Origin of the sequence: Paraburkholderia dipogonis (assembly GCF_042680985.1) — a bacterium.
Lineage (GTDB): Bacteria > Pseudomonadota > Gammaproteobacteria > Burkholderiales > Burkholderiaceae > Paraburkholderia > Paraburkholderia phytofirmans.
Genome location: NZ_JBHUFR010000022.1, coordinates 104756 through 122682 on the forward strand (window position 1 = coordinate 104756; position 17927 = coordinate 122682).

At 62.4% G+C, this 17927-nt stretch carries 17 protein-coding genes; 8 read left to right on the forward strand and 9 right to left on the reverse strand.

What is annotated here, in order from left to right; genetic code table 11:
* Window positions 1-16: 16 nt before the first annotated feature.
* The 3 genes from ACFSNN_RS27635 to kdgD all read right to left on the reverse strand — a co-directional run bounded on the left by ACFSNN_RS27635 (window position 17) and on the right by kdgD (window position 3441).
* Window positions 17-760, reverse strand: coding sequence for a FadR/GntR family transcriptional regulator (locus ACFSNN_RS27635; RefSeq protein WP_054040224.1), 744 nt, complete (start codon window positions 758-760; stop codon window positions 17-19).
* Window positions 761-961: 201 nt separating this feature from the next.
* Window positions 962-2314 (reverse strand): MFS transporter, encoded by a 1353-nt coding sequence (locus tag ACFSNN_RS27640; protein ID WP_134465108.1) that lies wholly within the window; start codon window positions 2312-2314, stop codon window positions 962-964.
* Between the two features lie 209 nt (window positions 2315-2523).
* Complete coding sequence (kdgD, locus tag ACFSNN_RS27645) at window positions 2524-3441, reverse strand: 5-dehydro-4-deoxyglucarate dehydratase (RefSeq protein WP_012426741.1); 918 nt, start codon at window positions 3439-3441, stop codon at window positions 2524-2526.
* A gap of 224 nt (window positions 3442-3665) precedes the next feature.
* Between kdgD and garD the strand changes: the two genes are divergently transcribed.
* The 7 genes from garD to ACFSNN_RS27680 all read left to right on the forward strand — a co-directional run bounded on the left by garD (window position 3666) and on the right by ACFSNN_RS27680 (window position 11951).
* Window positions 3666-5255 (forward strand): galactarate dehydratase, encoded by a 1590-nt coding sequence (gene garD / locus ACFSNN_RS27650; RefSeq protein ID WP_134465107.1) that lies wholly within the window; start codon window positions 3666-3668, stop codon window positions 5253-5255.
* Window positions 5256-5306: 51 nt separating this feature from the next.
* Window positions 5307-6149, forward strand: a complete 843-nt coding sequence (locus ACFSNN_RS27655; protein ID WP_134465106.1) for an NAD-dependent epimerase/dehydratase family protein — start codon at window positions 5307-5309, stop codon at window positions 6147-6149.
* Window positions 6146-7075 (forward strand): SMP-30/gluconolactonase/LRE family protein, encoded by a 930-nt coding sequence (locus tag ACFSNN_RS27660; RefSeq protein ID WP_134465105.1) that lies wholly within the window; start codon window positions 6146-6148, stop codon window positions 7073-7075. Before ACFSNN_RS27655 ends, ACFSNN_RS27660 begins: the two co-directional genes overlap by 4 nt.
* Window positions 7076-7667: 592 nt before the next feature.
* Window positions 7668-8660, forward strand: a complete 993-nt coding sequence (locus tag ACFSNN_RS27665) for a TRAP transporter substrate-binding protein (RefSeq protein WP_134465104.1) — start codon at window positions 7668-7670, stop codon at window positions 8658-8660.
* A gap of 153 nt (window positions 8661-8813) precedes the next feature.
* Window positions 8814-9293 carry a TRAP transporter small permease gene (locus ACFSNN_RS27670; protein ID WP_134465103.1) on the forward strand — a complete coding sequence of 160 codons (480 nt, stop codon included), beginning with the start codon at window positions 8814-8816 and terminating at the stop codon, window positions 9291-9293.
* Between the two features lie 7 nt (window positions 9294-9300).
* Complete coding sequence (locus ACFSNN_RS27675; protein ID WP_095420608.1) at window positions 9301-10653, forward strand: TRAP transporter large permease; 1353 nt, start codon at window positions 9301-9303, stop codon at window positions 10651-10653.
* Window positions 10654-10751: 98 nt separating this feature from the next.
* A complete protein-coding gene (locus ACFSNN_RS27680; RefSeq protein ID WP_134465102.1) occupies window positions 10752-11951 on the forward strand; it encodes a porin in 1200 nt (399 codons plus the stop codon).
* A 294-nt stretch (window positions 11952-12245) separates the two neighbouring features.
* On the opposite strand, the gene ACFSNN_RS27685 is transcribed toward ACFSNN_RS27680, so the two are convergent.
* From ACFSNN_RS27685 to ACFSNN_RS27695, 3 genes are all read right to left on the reverse strand, one after another.
* The gene (locus tag ACFSNN_RS27685; protein ID WP_134465101.1) at window positions 12246-12431 is read right to left on the reverse strand and encodes a 4-oxalocrotonate tautomerase; all 186 of its coding nucleotides are present in this window, start codon (window positions 12429-12431) and stop codon (window positions 12246-12248) included.
* Between the two features lie 52 nt (window positions 12432-12483).
* A complete protein-coding gene (locus ACFSNN_RS27690) occupies window positions 12484-13260 on the reverse strand; it encodes a class II aldolase/adducin family protein (protein ID WP_134465100.1) in 777 nt (258 codons plus the stop codon).
* Between the two features lie 91 nt (window positions 13261-13351).
* The gene (locus tag ACFSNN_RS27695; protein WP_134465634.1) at window positions 13352-14296 is read right to left on the reverse strand and encodes an urea transporter; all 945 of its coding nucleotides are present in this window, start codon (window positions 14294-14296) and stop codon (window positions 13352-13354) included.
* Between the two features lie 253 nt (window positions 14297-14549).
* On the opposite strand from ACFSNN_RS27695, the gene ACFSNN_RS27700 reads away from it, so the two are divergent.
* On the forward strand, window positions 14550-15104 hold the full coding sequence (locus tag ACFSNN_RS27700) for a putative glycolipid-binding domain-containing protein (RefSeq protein WP_134465099.1): 555 nt from the start codon (window positions 14550-14552) through the stop codon (window positions 15102-15104).
* Here ACFSNN_RS27700 and ACFSNN_RS27705 read toward each other — a convergent pair.
* The 3 genes from ACFSNN_RS27705 to ACFSNN_RS27715 all read right to left on the reverse strand — a co-directional run bounded on the left by ACFSNN_RS27705 (window position 15079) and on the right by ACFSNN_RS27715 (window position 17925).
* Window positions 15079-16056: an alpha/beta fold hydrolase gene (locus tag ACFSNN_RS27705; RefSeq protein ID WP_134465098.1), complete on the reverse strand. Its 978-nt coding sequence runs from the start codon at window positions 16054-16056 to the stop codon at window positions 15079-15081. The two genes, ACFSNN_RS27700 and ACFSNN_RS27705, sit on opposite strands and share 26 nt — an antisense overlap.
* Window positions 16053-16934, reverse strand: a complete 882-nt coding sequence (locus ACFSNN_RS27710) for a metal-dependent hydrolase (protein WP_134465097.1) — start codon at window positions 16932-16934, stop codon at window positions 16053-16055. The genes ACFSNN_RS27705 and ACFSNN_RS27710 overlap by 4 nt, the downstream gene beginning before the upstream one ends.
* A gap of 82 nt (window positions 16935-17016) precedes the next feature.
* A complete protein-coding gene (locus tag ACFSNN_RS27715) occupies window positions 17017-17925 on the reverse strand; it encodes an SDR family NAD(P)-dependent oxidoreductase (RefSeq protein WP_134465096.1) in 909 nt (302 codons plus the stop codon).
* Window positions 17926-17927 lie beyond the last annotated feature (2 nt).

Below are 17927 nucleotides of genomic sequence, written 5' to 3' on the forward strand. Positions count from 1 at the left end.
TCAACGGCAAGGCGAATCAGCTATTCGCCTCAGCCGCTTCGTTCGCCCGCCGCAGACGTTCGCGGCTATTGGACAGATGCATACGCATTGCCGCGCGCGCGCCTTCCGCATCATGGCGGGTGATCGCTTCGAGAATGCTTTCGTGTTCGAGATTGACGAGCGACAGATACGCGTCCGGTTCCGCGCGCGCAATGCCCGCCGAATCGAGCCGGTTGCGCGGAATCAGCGCGCTGCCCATTTGCGTGAGGATGTCGACGAAATAGCGGTTGCCGGTGGCGCGCGCCACCGAGATATGAAACTGAAGATCGGCATCGACGCTGTCCAGCCCGTTATGACGCGTGGCTTCGATCGCGTCGAGCGCGGCGCGCATGCGCGCGAGGTCGTCCGGCTTGGCGCGCTGGGCGGCAAGACCCGCGCATTCCGTTTCGAGGCTGATGCGCAGTTCCAGGATCGACAACACGTCGCGCAAGGTGGTGGCGGGCACCATGTCGATGCCTAGCTTTTCGCGCTGCGGCTCCAGCACGAAGCTGCCGATGCCGTGCCGTGTTTCGATGATCTTGCCCGCCTGCAAACGCGAAATCGCCTCACGAATGACGGTGCGGCTCACGCTCAGCGTGACCATGAGTTGCGATTCGGTCGGCAGTTTGTCGCCGGGCTTCAAGGCGTTGGACGCGATTTGCTCGGTCACGTAGCTGACGACGAACTCGGCAAGATTACGCGCGCGTCGTGGCGGTGCCGCGGATGCCAGTGGTGTAGCCATCGAAAACGCCCCTTGAATCAGATAGTTGCAGACACTTCATGCGTTTCATTATACCGTCGTCTGACGACTGATTATAACCACGCCATATCATTTTGCGGACCGGCGTCCGCTGCGACGCCGAAGTCCTTTTCCTGCCTGCATTTCGCGCTGCGGTGGCGCATATTTCGCCGTCCGCAGAGAAGTACGATAACCGCTGCGCGATCAGTTCGGGCGCAGTTCGACGCGCTTGATATCTTTCACGATCACGAGATAGCTGAACACCGTGAGCAGGGCGTTGATGCCCACGAACACCAGCGCGCCGTTGAACGAGCCGGTCTTCGCCACGAGATAGCCGATCACGATCGGCGTCACGATGCCGGCCACGTTGCCGAACATATTGAAAATCGCGCCGGACAGGCCGAGCGCCTCCCGCGGTGACGTATCGGCGACCACGGCCCAGCCGAGCGCGCCGATGCCTTTGCCGAAGAACGCAAGCGACATGAGCGCGACGACGACCCAGTCGGTCGACACATAATTACAGCCGATAATGCACACCGACAGCAGCATGCCACCGACAATCGGCACCTTGCGCGCGATTGTGAGCGAATGGCCGCGACGGATCAGCCCATCGGACAGAATGCCGCCGAGCACGCCGCCCGAGAATCCGCAGATCGCCGGCAGCGAAGCCACCAGACCCGCTTGCAGAATCGTCATGCCGCGCGCCTGCACGAGGTAGATCGGAAACCACGTCAGGAAGAAGTAGGTCAGCACGTTGATGCAGTACTGCGCGAGATAGACGCCGAGCAGCATGCGGTTGCTCAGCAGTTGGCGAACCAGAGACCAGCCGCCCGTGTTCTCGATCTTGCCCATGGAGCGAGCTTTCTTCTGCCCGTTGACCACGCCGCCGCCTTGCTCGATGTACTCGAGTTCTGAACGCGACACACGCGGATGATCGGCGGGGTTTTTCATCACCTTCAGCCAGGTGAGCGCGAGCAGAAGTCCCATCACGCCCATCACGACATAGACCATGTGCCAGCCGAACGCGTGGGTGAGCCACGCCATCAACGGCGTGAACACGACCGCAGCGAAGTACTGCGCCGAATTGAAAATGGCCGACGCCGTGCCGCGTTCGTTGGTCGGGAACCAGCTTGCCACCACCTTGGCGTTGGCCGGAAACGCCGGCGATTCGGCCGCACCCATCGCGAAGCGCAGCACGAACAGCGCGGTGACGGCCGCCGCCGCGCTGCCCAGCAAACCGATCGAGCTTTGCAGCAGCGTAAAGAGCGACCAGAAGAAAATACTCGCCGCATAGACGCGCCGCGCGCCGAAGCGGTCCAGCAGCCAGCCGGCCGGCAGTTGCGACAGCACGTAGGCCCAACTGAACGCGGAGAAGATGTAGCCCATGCGGATCGCGTCGAAGCCGAACTCGGCGCGCATGGCCGAACCGGTCACCGACAACGTGGCGCGGTCCGCGTAGTTGAAGGTGGTGATCAGAAAGATCAGCAGCAAAATTCCGTAGCGGACGCGGGTGCGCTTTGCGGCGTGGGCGGCACTCGCCGTGCGGCTCATTTCCATGGTCATCTCCTGAATTTCTTATGCGTGGGAGCGGACTCCCGTGCGTCGTGGCGCAATGAGCGGCCACAGGCCTTTCGATACATGCTGGTGCGGCGCTACAAAAAACGCCCGGCGACGTTGCCGTCCCGGGCGCTCTTTGCGGTGCCGTCTACGCGGCCGTCGTTCGCACGGCCGCCGGGTGTCGATTGCTGCCGCTTACGCCGGCCGGATTACTGCGGGCCGAGCGTCTTGATGAGCGCGTCCAGCTTGCCCATTTCTTCTTCCGTCAGATCCGTCAGCGGTGCGCGGACCGGACCGGCGCTGTGGCCGACCAGCTTCGCGCCCGCCTTGACGATGCTGACCGCGTAGCCTGCGCGGCGGTTGCGGATCGCCAGATACGGCAGGAAGAATTCGTCGATCAGCTTGCCGACGGTCGCGTGGTCGTCCGCGGCGATGGCGCGGTAGAAGTCCATCGCGGTCTTCGGAATGAAGTTGAACACCGCCGACGAATACACGGGAACGCCCAGTGCCTTGTACGCCGCTGCATAAACTTCAGCGGTCGGCAGGCCGCCGAGATACGAGAAGCGGTCGCCGAGACGGCGGCGGATCGACACCATGTTCTCGATCTCGCCCACGCCGTCCTTGAAGCCGATCAGATTCGGGCAGCGCTCGGCCAGGCCTTCGAGCATATCGGCGTTAAGCTTGGAGTTGGCGCGGTTGTAGATGATCACGCCCATGTTCGGCACGGACTTGCAGACTTCTTCGGCGTGCGCGGCGATGCCTTCCTGGCAGGCTTCCGTCAGGTAATGCGGCATCAACAGAATGCCGTTCGCGCCATGACGCTCGGCTTCCTGTGCGTAGGCGATCGCGACGCGCGTCGGGCCGCCCGCGCCGGCGAGAATCGGCACCTTGCCTTTGCAGACTTCGGTAGCCGTTTTCACGACGTTCGAATAGTCGTTGTGCGTGAGCGAGAAGAATTCGCCCGTGCCGCCGGCGACGAACAGCGCCGACGCGCCGTAAGGAGCAAGCCACTCGAGGCGCTCAGCATACGTATCGGCGCGGAAATCGCCTTGTTCGTCGAAGTCGGTAACGGGGAAGGACAGGAGGCCTTCGGAAACGATCTGCTTCAGTTCCTGCGGTGTCGTCATGATATGTATCCAGGGCGTCGAATGGTATGTGGAAGCTCAATTAAATGGAAATTGAGATTTCTTATACGTCATCGTACAACAACAAATCGGCTAACTCAACGGTGTTTTCGCGGCATAATGCTTGTCCTAGGGTAAATACGGAACGTCTGTGCAATATTTCATGTTGTAGGATGACGTATGAATAGCTGGCGTAGCAGGCGTACACCGCCATAAGGATCGATGCAATGGAACAGTCTCCGCTCTACATTCGCGTTCACCCCAACGACAATGTCGCGATCGTCGTCAACGACGGCGGTCTGGGTGAGGGCGCGGTATTTCCCGATGGTCTGGCGCTGCGCGAGCGCGTGCCGCAAGGGCACAAGGTCGCGCTGGCCGACCTGGCCGAGGGCGACGAGGTCATCCGCTATAACGTGGTGATCGGCTATGCGCTGAAGGCGCTGCCGAAGGGTAGCTGGATCAACGAACACGTGATTCGCATGCCGAGCCCGCCCGGACTCGAGGACCTGCCGATCGCCACGATCAAGGCGCCGGAAATGCCGCCGCTCGAGGGCTATACGTTCGAGGGCTACCGCAACGCGGACGGCTCGGTCGGTTCGCGCAACATTCTCGCCATCACGACGACGGTGCAATGTGTAGCCGACGTGGTTCAACACGCGGTGACGCGCATCAAGACCGAACTGCTGCCGAACTACCCGAATGTCGACGACGTGGTGAGCCTCGGCCACACCTATGGCTGCGGCGTCGCGATCGACGCGCCCGACGCGATGGTGCCGATCCGTACCGTGCGCAACATCAGCCTGAATCCGAATTTCGGCGGCGAGGTAATGATGGTCAGCCTCGGTTGCGAAAAACTGCAGCCCGAGCGTCTGATGCCGCCCGGCACGATTCCGATCGCCGCGGCCGCGAATGTCGCCGAAGTCGCGGACATCGGCGATATCGAGGCGGATCTGAACGGCGACGTGGTCGTGCTGCAGGACGAATCGCACGTCGGCTTCCAGTCGATGATCGAGTCGATCATGAAAATGGCCGATGGCCATTTGAAGCGTTTGAACAATCGCCGCCGCGAGACGTGTCCCGCGTCCGATCTCGTGATCGGCGTGCAATGCGGCGGCAGCGATGCATTCTCCGGTCTCACCGCGAATCCCGCCGTGGGCTACGCGACCGATTTGCTGGTGCGTGCCGGCGCCACGGTCATGTTCTCCGAAGTCACCGAAGTGCGCGACGGCGTCGATCAATTGACGGCGCGCGCGGCCAACCCGGAAGTCGCCGCGGCGATCATCCGCGAGATGCAGTGGTACGACGATTATCTGAAGCGCGGCGGCGCGGATCGCAGCGCCAACACCACGCCGGGCAACAAGAAGGGCGGCTTGTCGAACATCGTCGAAAAAGCGATGGGTTCGATCATCAAGTCGGGTAATTCGGCGATTTCCGGCGTGTTGTCGCCGGGCGAGAAGGTCAAACAGAAAGGCCTGATTTACGCGGCCACGCCGGCTAGCGACTTTATCTGCGGTACGCTGCAGGTCGCGGCGGGTATCAACCTGCACGTGTTCACCACCGGCCGCGGCACGCCGTACAGCCTTGCCGAAGTGCCCGTCATCAAGGTCGCGACGCGCTCGGATCTGGCGCGCCGGTGGCATGATCTGATGGACATCAACGCCGGCACCATCGCGACCGGCGCTTCGACGATCGAAGAGGTGGGCTGGGAACTCTTCCGTCTGATGCTCGACGTCGCCAGCGGCCGCAAAGAGACTTGCGCTGAGAAGCTCAAGCTCCACAATGCGTTGACGCTGTTCAATCCCGCGCCGGTGACCTGATCGATCCGGCGGGCTTGCTCGATCCGATCACACTCACATCAACATAGAAACATGACTGACTCGAACCTTGACCGCAGCGCGGCACAGAAACCCTTCCGCCGCCTGCTGCTCACCGGCGCGGCGGGCAACCTCGGCAAGCAGCTGCGCGGCGCGCTCGCCGCGTGGGCCGATATCGTGCGCATCACGGATATCGCGCCGCTCGGCGAGGTCGCGGCGCATGAAGAAGCCTCGATCGTCGACATCGCGGACGAAGCCGCAGTTCACGCGCTGCTCGAAGGCGTGGACGCCGTGGTTCACCTCGGCGGCATTTCCGTCGAGGCGCCGTTCGAAGACTTGCTCGAAGCGAATATCCGCGGCCTGTACAACCTCTATTCGGCGGCGCAGAAGCAGGGCGTGAAGCGCATCGTCTATGCGAGCTCGAATCACGCGGTGGGTTTTCATCCGGTGACGGAGGTGGTCGATATCGACGCGCCGCTGCGTCCCGACAGCCTGTACGGCGTGACGAAGTGCTTCGGCGAATCGTTGTCGCGTTACTACTTCGATCGCTTCGGTCTGGAGACGGTGTGTCTGCGGATCGGTTCGTCGTTCGAGCAGCCGAAGAACCCGCGCATGCTCGTGACCTATCTGAGCTTTCGTGACCTCATCGAACTGGTGCGCTGCTCGCTGTTCACCAACCGCGTGGGTCACGCGATCGTCTACGGCGTGTCGGATAACCGTACCAAATGGGTGGATAACACCAAGGCCGCGTTCCTCGGTTTTCGTCCGCAGGACAGCTCGGTCGAATTCGAGCATCTCTTTTCGGTCACGGCACCCACTGCCGACCTCGACGATCCGACGCAGCGTTTCCAGGGCGGCCCGTTCGTACTCGCCGGTCCGATGGAGCCGAAGCGGTGAGCGCCGCGGCGAACCCGCGCGTGGAGCGGGTCGAGGCAGCGGGGCAGGCGCCGGCTGCGGTCGGCGAGAGTCCGGTTTGGCGCGCTGCGGAGCAAGCTCTTTACTGGGTGGATATTCCCGCGCAGAAGATCGTGCGCGTGCGGATCGTTTCAGGCGAGCGCTCTGCATGGCTGCTGCCTGAGAAAGTGGCATGCATCGCGTTCGATCAGCGCGGCACGGTGCTGGCCGGCTGCGAGACCGGCCTCTTCGCGCTCACGTTGACTGAGTCCTCGGCCAACGGCGAAGCCGTGCAAGTGACAGGGCGCAAGCTCGCTGCACCGGACTTCGCTTGCGACGACATGCGTTTCAACGACGGCCGTTGCGACCGGCAAGGACGTTTCTGGGTCGGCACGATGGTGCAGGACATGGCGGCGGCCAAACCGGCCGGCGCGCTCTATCGTTTCGACGAGCACGGCGTGCTGTCCGCGCCGGTCGTAGAAGGACTCATCACGCAAAACGGCCTCGCGTGGTCGCCGGATGGCGCGACCATGTATCTGTCGGACTCTCATCCGTTGCGCAGGCAGATCTGGGCATTCGATTACGACGTCGAAACCGGCGAGCCGCGCAACCGTCGCGTGTTTGCCGATCTGAATCACCATGCGGGCCGCCCCGACGGCGCCGCGGTGGACGCCGACGGCTGCTACTGGATCTGCGCCAACGACGCAGGCTTGTTGCTGCGCTTCACGCCCGAGGGCAAGCTAGACCGGCAGATTGCCGTGCCGGCCATCAAGCCGGCCATGTGTGCCTTCGGTGGGCGCGAGCTGGATACGCTGTTCGTCACGTCGATCCGTCCTGGCGCGAACGCGAGCGAGCACGACGGCCATCTGTTCGCCGTGCGTCCTGGCGTAACCGGGTTGCCCGAGCCGGAGTTTGCTGGCGAACTGTAAGCGGAGCTTGTACGAGAAGGGCGCCGGACATGTCACGCATGTCCGGCGCCCTTTTTTGTCTGTCCGATATTCATAAGTCGTCGTACAACGATGTGGTGTAAAGACTACGGTGGTGTCACATTTCTTTTACGAAAAACCGGCTATCCAGCGCTTATGGGTTTCGCCTCGTCAGCACTGTGCTAGCTGGCGTGGGGGCTTGCCGGATGATCCATCGGTCATGTGTGCCGGATGCCTGCGTGGTGCGGGTAAATACCGTCTGTACAACTCAAACTGCGTTTTATAGACTTCATATGTCGTCGTACAACGTATAAGCCCAAACGAATTCCTTTCTTGGTAGTTCGAATTTTTCGGTTTGGACGAGACGCAGGCCGATGCAGTTGAAGCAAAAGTAAAAGAGTCGAGTTGGCTGACAGGAGTGCTGAGCATCTGCGCCGGGGACGTTGCACAGACCAGCATGGCAAAGCGCCCGTGACGGAACACGGGGGCGGGCGTCGAGCCGGGAGACGCAGCAAACCATGTCGCATCCGCGGGTAGCCCCGCAAGCGGACCTTCCGCAATCGATTGGACGGTCAATTTTTCAAGGAATTTCACGATGAATAAGAAGTTTGCCTCTTCCCGTGTTTCGCTGATCGTCGCAGCTTCGGTGCTGGCCTTCAGCACCGTGTCGGCACAAGCGCGTGTGTTCCGCGTGTCCGACGTGCATGGCGACACCTATCCGACCAACATGGCCGTGAAATACATGGGAGAAGAGATCAACAAGGCAACCGGCGGCAAAGATTCCGTGAAGGTCTTCGGCAATAGCGCGCTGGGTTCCGAAAACGACACGATCGATCAGGTGCGCATCGGCGCGCTCGACATGGCGCGCGCCAACGGCGCTGCGTTCAACGAGATCGTGCCGGAATCGATGATCCCGTCGCTGCCGTTCCTGTTCCGCGACATCGACCATTTCCGCAAAGTGATGTACGGCCCGGAAGGCCAGAAGATTCTCGACGCCTTCAAGGCGAAGGGCATGATCGCGCTGACGTTCTACGAGAGCGGCGCGCGTTCCATCTACACCAAGAAGCCGATTCACACGCCGGCTGATATGAAGGGCCTCAAGGTCCGCGTGCAACCGTCCGATCTGATGGTCGACGAAATCCGCGCAATGGGCGGCACGCCCACGCCCATGCCGTTTGCCGAAGTCTATACGGGCCTGAAGACGGGTCTGGTGGATGCCGCTGAAAACAACTTGCCGTCGTACGAAGAAACCAAGCACTTCGAAGTCGCGCCGGTCTACTCCGAAACCCAGCACTCGATGACGCCGGAAGTGCTCGTGTTCTCGAAGAAAGTGTGGGACACGCTGACGCCGCAAGAGCAGGACATCATCAAGAAGGCTGCGGCGGACTCGGTGCCTTACTACCAGAAGCTGTGGACCGCGCGCGAAGCCGATGCGAGCAAGACGGTCACGAAGGGCGGCGCGACCATCGTCGCGTCGACGCAGATCGATCGTGCCGCGTTCGTCAAGGCGATGCAGCCGGTGTGGGCGAAGTACGAAAAGACCCCGCAAATGAAGCAACTCGTCGACGAGATTCAGGCCGTCAAATAAGGCTCGCCTGAACGGAAGCCATGCAGCGGTGTGAAGGTGCGAAGGGCCTGCGAGAAGATTCGCAGGCCTTGCCGCTGTGCGCGTTCCGAACTGAAAAGTCGAACAGATTGCTGAATATTAAAGACAGGTCGGTCGAATGCAAGGATGGGTCCAATGAGATTCATGAAGCGCCCAAATGATTTTCTGTTCCGCGCGCTGGTTGTCGTGGCGTCGTTGAGTCTCGCCGCGCTGAGCGTGCTGGTGATCTACAGCGTCGTGATGCGCTACGTCTTCAGCGATGCACCGGATTTCGTCGAGCCCATCGCGCTTTTGCTGGTGATCGTGATCGCCATGTTCGGCGCCGCGCTCAAGGTCCGCGAAGGCGGCCATATCGGTCTCGACTCGCTCGTGAAGAAATTGCCGCCGAAAGGGCAGCTCGTCGCCACGTCGTTTCAGCACCTTTGCCTGATCGTGTTTGCCGTGATGGTTTTCTTCGGCTGTCTGCAGATGGTGGAGGCCACCGCCGAAGACCGCATTCCGATTATCGGTTTGCCTGAATCGTTGCGTTACTGCATCCCGGTTATTGCCAGCGTCTGCATTGCCATGTTCTCGGTCGAGAACCTGCTCGCGCTTTTCGCACAGAAACAAAAATAGAGCAATCATGGAACTTGCCATTCTCTCCGTTAGTTTTCTTGTTTTTCTCCTTCTCGGCGTTCCTGTTTCCTTCGGGCTCGGCCTCTCGTGCGTCCTGACTTACCTTTACGAAGGCTTGCCGGCGGCCACCGCCATGCAGTCGATGATTTCGGGCATCAACGGCTTCTCGTTTCTCGCGGTGCCGTTCTTCATTTTGTCCGGTGAGCTGATGCTGCACGGTGGCATCGCGGACCGCATCCTGCGTTTCGCACAAGCCACGGTCGGGCATTTCCGCGGCGGCCTAGGCATGGCCAACGTGGTGGCGTGCACGCTGTTCGGCGGCGTCTCCGGTTCGCCCTCGGCAGATACGTCGGCCATGGGCGGCGTAGTGATTCCGCTGATGAAGCGTGAAGGCTACAGCGCGGCCTACGCGGTCAACGTGACGACGCACTCGTCGCTGGCGGGCGCGCTGATGCCGACGTCGACCAACATGATCATCTATGCATTCGCGGCCCAAGGCATCACCGGCACGTTGAATGGACATCCGATGAGCGGCGTGTCGATCGGCGATCTGTTGTTTTCCGGTCTTCTCCCGGTGCTGTGGGTGATGGGTTTCGTGCTGATCGCCGCCTACTGGCAAGCGGTTAAATACGGCTATCCGCGTCGTGCCGACGGTTCGACGGAACTGCAGAAATTCCCCGGCTGGTACGCCGTGGCCCGCACGTTCCTCGGCGCGTTGCCCGGCCTGATGGTGATCGCGATCATTCTGGTTTGCGTGGCGAAGGGCATTGCTACAGCGACGGAAGCCGCCGCTATCGCCGTGTTTTATTCGCTGGTGCTGACCATCGTCGTGTATCGCTCGATGACGATGAAGAAGCTGTTCCACGCGCTCTCCAAGGCCGCCAAAACCACTGGCGTGGTGTTGCTGCTGATCGGCGTGTCGAACATGCTGCGTTACCAGATGGCCTATCTGGAGATTCCGGATGCGATCGAACACATGCTCGACGGCGCGACCAGCTTGCCGTGGCTGATGCTGCTGTACATCAACCTGATCCAGATTTTCCTCGGCACGTTCGTCGACATGGCGGCGCACATCCTGATCACCACGCCGCTGTTCCTGCCGATGGCGATGCACGCCGGCGTCGGTCCCGTGCAGTTCGGCATCATGATTCTGCTGAATTGCGCATTGGGTCTCGTGCATCCGCCAATCGGTTCGGTGCAGTTTATTGGTTGCGCGATTGGCAATGTGTCGATTGGTGAAACTACCAAGGTGGCGTGGCCGTATTACCTGGCTATCTTCAGCGCGATCAACATCGTCACATACGTACCGATGTTCTCGACATGGTTGCCTAGCCTGATCAATGGTCACCCGGTATTTTGAAGTCCTTCATTAACGCCGGGACGTTCGAACAATATCCACACTCAGCGGCACTCGAAGGGTGCCGCGATCAAAGAAAAATCTTTTAAAGAGGAGCAGAAATGAAAAAGGCATTGGCAACTTCAGCGCTTGGCCTGGTCGCCCTCGGCGCACACGCTCAGAGCAGCGTGACGCTGTACGGGATCGTCGATACAGGTATCGGCTATCAGAGCAGCCAGACGTCGCTCGGTTCGACCAGCGGCGGCCGTTCGGTCGTGAAGATGATCAACGGCATCTGGGCCGGCAGCCGTTTCGGCCTGAAGGGCGCCGAGGATTTGGGCGGCGGCACCAAGGCGATCTTCCAGTTGGAAGAGGGCTTTAACAGCGCCACCGGCGCGCAGGCTGTCAGCGGTCTCGGCTTCAACCGCCAGGCTTATGTCGGCGTGACGAACAGCAGCTACGGTACGTTCACGGCAGGCCGTCAATACACGGCGTACTACACGATGCTCTCGCCGTACAGCCCGACCACGTGGCTGACGGGCGCATACGGCGCGCACCCGGGCGATATCGATTCTCTGGATACGGTCTACCGCGTCAACAACTCGCTGGTGTACACGACGCCGAGTTTCTACGGCCTGACGGCTAGCGGCTCGTACGCGCTGGGCGGCGTGGCGGGCAGCTTCAACGCCGGCTCGACGTGGAGCGCGGGCTTGCAATACCTGAACGGTCCGTTCGGCATTGCGGCGGGCTTCCAGCGCATCAACAACTCGACGTCTGGCGGCGGCGCATGGGGCGCGGACTCCACGACGTCGAACAACGGCGCTCAGCCTGGCGTGTCGGGCATCAACAACGGCTATCAGCGCGCGCAGGCTCAACAACGCTTTGCGGTGACGGGCGGCTATGCGTTCAGCCCGTCATGGGACGTGTCGTTCTCGTACTCGAACGTGCAATACATTCCGGGTATCAACTCGCCGTTCCGCACCACCGCGATCTTCAACACGGGCGGCGCCGTGCTGCACTTCAAGCCTTTGACGTCGCTGGACCTGGCCGCGGGCTATAGCTACACGCGCGCGACGGAAGCGAACGGCATTTCGAGCTCGGCTCGCTATCAGCAGTTCAACCTCTCGCAGTACTACAGCCTCTCCAAGCGCACCGGCCTGTACGCGCTCGAGGCGTATCAACGTGCAAGCGGTCAGACCCTGGGTACGAACGGCGTGAGCATCATCAACGCGACGGCTGATATCGGCGACGGCCAGAACGGCCAGCCGTCCTCGTCACGCAGCCAGTTTGCTGCCGGCGTGGGCATCATCCACAAGTTCTGATGACGTAACTTCGTGGCGGTGTGTTGCTGCGCCGCCACGGCGATGCGTTTAATTACGCTTCGCTGAGCTTTACAAGCTGCGCGCGCAACGCGCGCAGCCTCTTTGGCGCCCGTTCCTGAGGCATGGCGCGTGTCGCGTCGATTCGCGCGTTCAGCCATATAAACGTCACTGCCGGCAGATCGGCGATCTTCGCGTCCGCAGCCGTTTCCGGCATTGCGTATTCAGTTCGGCCGCGATCGCGTACAAAAGGTCAGTTCGAGCAGCCGCCGCAGGCAGGCCGCTCGTTTCACGCGCTCAGGCGTCGGACCACAAACGCCCGGCCGTCGCCCAGTTCTCGCGTTTCACGTCGGTCAGAATAATATCCACCGAATTCGGTTCAACGCCGAGCGATTCGCACGTTGCCTTGGTGATGGCTTCGACGAACTCGCGTTTCTGTTCCACCGAGCGGCCTTCGAAAAGTTCGATACGAAACGTGGGCATGGCATGACTCCGTTAAAGATGTGAGTGGGATTGAAAAAAGCGCGGCGCGAATTTAATCGCGATAGCCACGATCGAGGCGGTCGAGTTTGCGCAGCAAGGCAGGCCATTCGAGCGCGCCTTCAATGGCGCCGCCATCGTACAGTTGTTCCGCCGTGCGTGCGGCGACCGCATCGCTCGGCACCACGAGTTGCGCGCCGCAGGCTTGCGCCTGCAACTGGATCTCGCAGGCCTTGAGCAGCGTTGCCATCAGCACATAGGCTTCGGCGACCGTGCGGCCGGTGGTCAGCGTGCCGTGATTGCGCAACAGCATGGCGGGCTTGTCGGCGAGATGCGCGACGAGGCGCTCGCCTTCCGCCGGCGAAAACGCGAGGCCTTCGTAATCGTGGTAAGCGAGTTGGCCGTAAAAGCGCAGCGCATGTTGCGAGACGGGCAGCAAGCCGGACGGTTGCGCGGAGACCGCCACGCCCGCCGTATTGTGCAGATGCATCACGCAGAAGGCATCGGCGCGCGCCGCGTGGACTGCCGCGTGCAGCGCGAAGCCGGTGGCATTCACCGCATGTTCGCTTGCACCGACGACATTGCCCGCGATATCGATCTTCACGAGATTCGAGGCGCACACTTCGTCGAAAGCGAGGCCGAATGGATTGATCAGGAAATGGCCGGGTTCGCCCGGCACGCTCGCCGAGATGTGCGTGTAGATCAGATCGTCCCAGCCGTTGAGCGCCGCAAGCCGGTAGGCCGCGGCCAGGTCGACGCGGGTCTGGCGCTCGGCGTCGGACAATGACCCTGTGTCGGCGACGCGGCCGGCAGGGGTGTGAGTGAACGACATGTCTGTCTCCTGAATCCTGAATTGTTCGATCGCTGAAACGCGTCCGTGCGCGCGTGTGTGTCGCGGCTGCGTTGCGAACCTGGCGGCTTGACTAGCTCTCGCGTCTGGCTGGAACCGGCGTCGTCGCGCGGCGTGTGGTGTTCATAGGTTGCGCCGGTTCAACGGCGGCCACGCCAGGCGCCACGCGCTGCATAAGCCACTGCACGCTCCACGTCGCGAGGACGAATGGCGCGGTCATGACCGGCCAGCCGAAGTATGCCGCCGCCGCTTGCAGCACGCTCGACAAGGCCACCCCGCCGAGCATCGTAACGAACCCGCAGTCCGCTAACGCGAGCGCGGTCAGCACGCCGTTGAATCCTAACAGGCCGGCGTCGAACGACGCTATCGTCGCACCCAGCAGCAGATGCGCGGCGCTGGCGAACCCCGCGCCGATCAATGCCCGCAGCGCGTGCCTGCGCGAGGCCGCTGCAATCCCGATCAACACCAGCAATCCAGGCAACGCCTCCGACGCGAACCCGGTTTGCGCGAAACCGGCGAGCAAACCGCTGCCCACTTGCGTCGCGCTCAGCGCGTGCGCCGCCGTCACGTTTGCTGATTGCACGTTGACGGTCACCAGGGGCAGCCAAAGCCACGTGACGATCAGGCACGGGCTCGAGAAAAAACTGAGTCCGCGTGCACGCAGCCAGCGCGACCACGGCTCTAGCAGCCACGCCGTGCAGGTAGCGGCGAGAATCGCCACCGCGCCCGCTGTCGCGTTGTCGGCGATGAAGTTGAAAGCGGCCAGCCCCGCCAGCGCGCCGTTGAAACCGTGCAGCCCGGCGCGCGTGTCGTCCTCACGATAGCCGGCCAATACCGCGCTCACGTTGGCCGCGACCGCGCCCATCAGCGCCGCGCACGCGAGGCGCAGGTCGTAGAGCAGCCAGGCGGCGAGCAGGCACGCGCCGGTGAAGGCATTCGCTTGCAGCACGATCTGGCCGAGGCTGCGCAACAGCGTGCGCAAGGCGGCAGATCGAGCTTCATTCACGGCGGCGTGCATGATGGAATACGGTGTGATTTCAATGATGCGCAATTGCGCTGCGCGAACGTCAGGCGCGCGCAGGGTCGGAGGACTGCGAACCGCGAGCATAGGCCAGCTGAGTCGCGCTGGGCGTCGCGTGCGCTAATAGTGGCTATTTGCGACGCCGCTCCGCGATGCCATGCGTCGCCGGAACCAAAGCTTTCGCGCTACGATATGAACCCGGCGGAGCCAGGCAGAACCCGGTTGCGCCGTTCAAAGAGGAGACAGGCAGATGCGTGAATTGCGGTGGGCATCGGAAGAGGGCGACGGCATCGAACATCTGGCGTTCGCCGCGCACGAGGACGGCTTCGCGGTGGAAAGCGTCGTGGTCGGCCAGCGTTACGGAAAGTCGTATGGGCTGCACTACAAGGTGCGCTGCGACGCGCACTGGCGTACGCGCTATGCGTGGCTGAAGATTGTCGGCGGCGGCGAGCTGGAGCTGCATGGCGATGGCGCCGGCCATTGGCACGACGGACACGGCCTCGCGCTGAGCGCGATCGAAGGCTGCATCGACATCGATATCGCCGCTACGCCGTTCACCAACACGCTGCCTATCCGTCGCTTGCAACTGGCCGAAGGCGAGCGTCGACCCATTTCGGTGGCATACATATCGACGCCCGATCTGCAGGTCACGCGTGTCGAACAGGCGTACTCATGCATCGAGTTGCATCGCGAGTATCGCTACGAGGGCATCTTCCGCAACTTCACGGCTAACATGAAAGTGGACGACGACGGTCTCGTGATCGACTATCCGACGCTTTTCACTCGCCTGCCGCGCGAGCGTTGAGCGTAGACGGCGGCGCCCAACCGCCGTGGTCCGCGCGATGCCGTTCCACGAAGCGTTCGATGGCCGCCGCGATCCGTTCGGGTTCGCGCAGCACGACCCAATGGCCGGCATCGATCTCGTTGCGTTCATACGCACCGAGCCAGCCCTCCAGCCCAAGCGAGAGCGCCGGGCCCACGTAGCGGTCACGCAGCGGCACGATGAATTGCACCGGTGCGTGCGCATGCCGCGCGCGCGGGTGCAGCAGCTTGTCGATGAAATTGGCGCGATAGAGATTCAGGCCGTTGAGCGCGTTGCGCAGCTGCGCGGGATCGGGCGCGGGCCGCACGCGTTCCGTCACACGCAGCCAGAACGGCCAAAGGCGTGCGGCGCCCGCCCGCCACACGAGTTCCGGCAGCCAGGGCAGATGAAAGAAAAAGATGTACCAGGACTTGAGCGTTTGCCGGACGCCGCTGCCGAAAGGGCGTTTCGTTGTCGGCTGTGCGGTTCGAGCGGCGCCGTCGTGCTCGCTCACGCTCTCACCCTCGTTTTTACGGCGCAGGCCGAAAGACGCGTGATCGAGACACGGCCCCGAAATCGACGTGTACGAAACAATGCGGACTTTGAACGCCGGGTCGGTCACCGCTTCCCAGCTTTGAATCGAGCCCCAGTCGTGGCCGACCAGGTGAAACGGCCGCGCGCCACAGGTCGCGCCGGCGATTGCCGCAAGGTCGGCGGCGAGGCGTTCGAGCCGGTACGCGTGACGGGTGTCTGGTGCTTCGGAAGCACCGGCGCCGCGTACGTCGTAGGCGATCACACGGTAGCGCGTGTCCAGGAGGGCGCGCACCGGTTCCCACACGGCCGCCGAGTCGGGATAACCGTGCACCAGCACGATTGGCGGCGCGTCGCGCGGTCCGCTCACATAGACCGCGAGCCGTACGTCGCCGGCCTCGACCGACAGCGTGTCGCGTATCACGCGGCCGCCTGCATGCCGCGCCGCGCGGCCTTGCGGGCACTCGGCGTAAGCGCGTTGGTGGCATCGACGGCGGCGACGAGACCCTCGATGCGCGCCAGTTGCACACGGTTGTCGTGATCCCACGGATGGAAGCCGGGCCGGAAAAAACTCAGCCATTCACTGGCGATGCGCGGAAACACGCCATGACGCGGCCCGTACAGATACTTCACGACACGCCACATGCCGCGTAGATGACCGCCGCGTTTGCGATCGGCGATCAGCAACCGCACGTGGTAGTCGAACACGATCAGCCAGAACGTCAGCGTGGTGGCGAGCATGGTGCCGGTGCGCAGCAGATAGCGGCCCAGCCCGGGTTTGAGCACAGCGTTCCATACGTCGTAGGAAACGGACTTGTGCTCGGTTTCCTCCAATGCATGCCAGGTCCACATCTGCGTATAGCCTTCCACCGAGCCGCCGATGCGCGACGCGTCTTCCAGCAGCAGGCCCGCGAGCATCGCCGTGTAGTGTTCCAGGCAGACGGTCACGGCGAGCTGGTACGAATGCGGCAGGATCTTGCGGCCGAAGTTGAGAATCGCCCACAGCCGCTTGTCGAGCTTGTGCGCGGGCAGGCCGGCTTCCTGCAGCAGATCGTTGTATTCGACGTGCTCGCGCGTATGCATGGCTTCCTGGCCGATGAAGCCGAGCACCTGCTTCTTCAGCACCGGGTCGTCGATCTGGTCGCGGTAGTTGCGCACGCTGTCCATGAAAAAACGCTCGCCAGCCGGAAACAGCAGCGAAAGCGCGTTGAAGAAGTGTGTCACATGCGAGCCCTGCGCGTGCCAATCGCAGGCACGCTCCTGCGGCAAATTGAAACGTAGGTCGCGGCGAATCGGCATCATGGCCTTTCTCCTTGTGATTCTCGATGAGTTGCTGATCGTGATCGAACGACGTGCGTGGCGCCCGGCAAAGAAGTCCGGCGCATCAGGCGCGCTTGCCGTCCATCTGCGCGGCGCGCCGCGCGCGTTTTTCGGCGACGCGTTTCATGCGGCGCGTTTGCATCACCACGAGCGCCTGATAGGCGGCCGGCAGTGTGCGCGCCAGCCAGTCGGCGGCCCGCGCGTCGCGTCCGATCAATACGCGCCGCTTGTTCCTGCGCACGCCGTCGAGAATGACGCGGGCGGCTTCGTCGGCGGTGGTGATGAAAAACTTCTCGAAATCGTCCTTGCCTTGCTGTTCCGTTTCCAGCATGAAACCGACCATGTTCGTCGCGATGCGGCTCGATTGCGCGATGCTCGTGCGGATGCCGCCCGGATGCACGCAGGTCGCCGAGACGCCGCATTTCATCAGGTCGAGTTCCTGGCGCAGCGCTTCGGTAAAGCCGCGCACAGCGAATTTGGTCGCGTTGTAGCCGCTCATGCCGGGCTGCGAAAACAATCCGAACACGCTCGACGTGTTGACGATATGGCCGTCGCCGGAGGCCTTGATGTGCGGCAGAAACGCTTTCGTGCCGTGTACCACGCCCCAGAAGTTGATGCCGACGATCCACTCCAGATCCGCGTAATCCATCCCTTCGATGGTGCTCGATAGCGCGACGCCCGCGTTGTTGAACACGAGATTGACGCCCTGGTGCTGCTCGGCGGTTTCGGCGGCCCAGTCGAATATCGCGGCGCGCTCGGCAACATCGAGCACGCGTGTGGTGATGCGCAACGGCGAGCCGACGATGTGCGGCGCCGCGGCTTGCGCAAACTGCGCGGTTTCGGCGAGGCTCGCGGCATTGCGGTCGGCGAGCGCGAGGTGGCAGCCTTCGCGCGCCAGCTGAATCGCGAGCGAGCGGCCCATGCCCGAGCCTGCGCCGGTGATCGCGGCAACTTTGTCGGTAAAGTTTTTCATTG

What these genes read in the sequence shown, in the direction of transcription:
- ACFSNN_RS27710 (WP_134465097.1), bottom strand. Translation starts at nt 16,934, where the DNA reads ATGATGCCGATTCGCCGCGACCTACGTTTCAATTTGCCGCAGGAGCGT.
- ACFSNN_RS27695 (WP_134465634.1), bottom strand. Translation starts at nt 14,296, where the DNA reads ATGCACGCCGCCGTGAATGAAGCTCGATCTGCCGCCTTGCGCACGCTG.
- ACFSNN_RS27685 (WP_134465101.1), bottom strand. Translation starts at nt 12,431, where the DNA reads ATGCCCACGTTTCGTATCGAACTTTTCGAAGGCCGCTCGGTGGAACAG.
- garD (WP_134465107.1), top strand. Translation starts at nt 3,666, where the DNA reads ATGGAACAGTCTCCGCTCTACATTCGCGTTCACCCCAACGACAATGTC.
- ACFSNN_RS27680 (WP_134465102.1), top strand. Translation starts at nt 10,752, where the DNA reads ATGAAAAAGGCATTGGCAACTTCAGCGCTTGGCCTGGTCGCCCTCGGC.
- ACFSNN_RS27670 (WP_134465103.1), top strand. Translation starts at nt 8,814, where the DNA reads ATGAGATTCATGAAGCGCCCAAATGATTTTCTGTTCCGCGCGCTGGTT.
- ACFSNN_RS27675 (WP_095420608.1), top strand. Translation starts at nt 9,301, where the DNA reads ATGGAACTTGCCATTCTCTCCGTTAGTTTTCTTGTTTTTCTCCTTCTC.
- ACFSNN_RS27715 (WP_134465096.1), bottom strand. Translation starts at nt 17,925, where the DNA reads ATGAAAAACTTTACCGACAAAGTTGCCGCGATCACCGGCGCAGGCTCG.
- ACFSNN_RS27665 (WP_134465104.1), top strand. Translation starts at nt 7,668, where the DNA reads ATGAATAAGAAGTTTGCCTCTTCCCGTGTTTCGCTGATCGTCGCAGCT.
- ACFSNN_RS27655 (WP_134465106.1), top strand. Translation starts at nt 5,307, where the DNA reads ATGACTGACTCGAACCTTGACCGCAGCGCGGCACAGAAACCCTTCCGC.
- ACFSNN_RS27635 (WP_054040224.1), bottom strand. Translation starts at nt 760, where the DNA reads ATGGCTACACCACTGGCATCCGCGGCACCGCCACGACGCGCGCGTAAT.
- ACFSNN_RS27690 (WP_134465100.1), bottom strand. Translation starts at nt 13,260, where the DNA reads ATGTCGTTCACTCACACCCCTGCCGGCCGCGTCGCCGACACAGGGTCA.
- ACFSNN_RS27640 (WP_134465108.1), bottom strand. Translation starts at nt 2,314, where the DNA reads ATGGAAATGAGCCGCACGGCGAGTGCCGCCCACGCCGCAAAGCGCACC.
- kdgD (WP_012426741.1), bottom strand. Translation starts at nt 3,441, where the DNA reads ATGACGACACCGCAGGAACTGAAGCAGATCGTTTCCGAAGGCCTCCTG.
- ACFSNN_RS27700 (WP_134465099.1), top strand. Translation starts at nt 14,550, where the DNA reads ATGCGTGAATTGCGGTGGGCATCGGAAGAGGGCGACGGCATCGAACAT.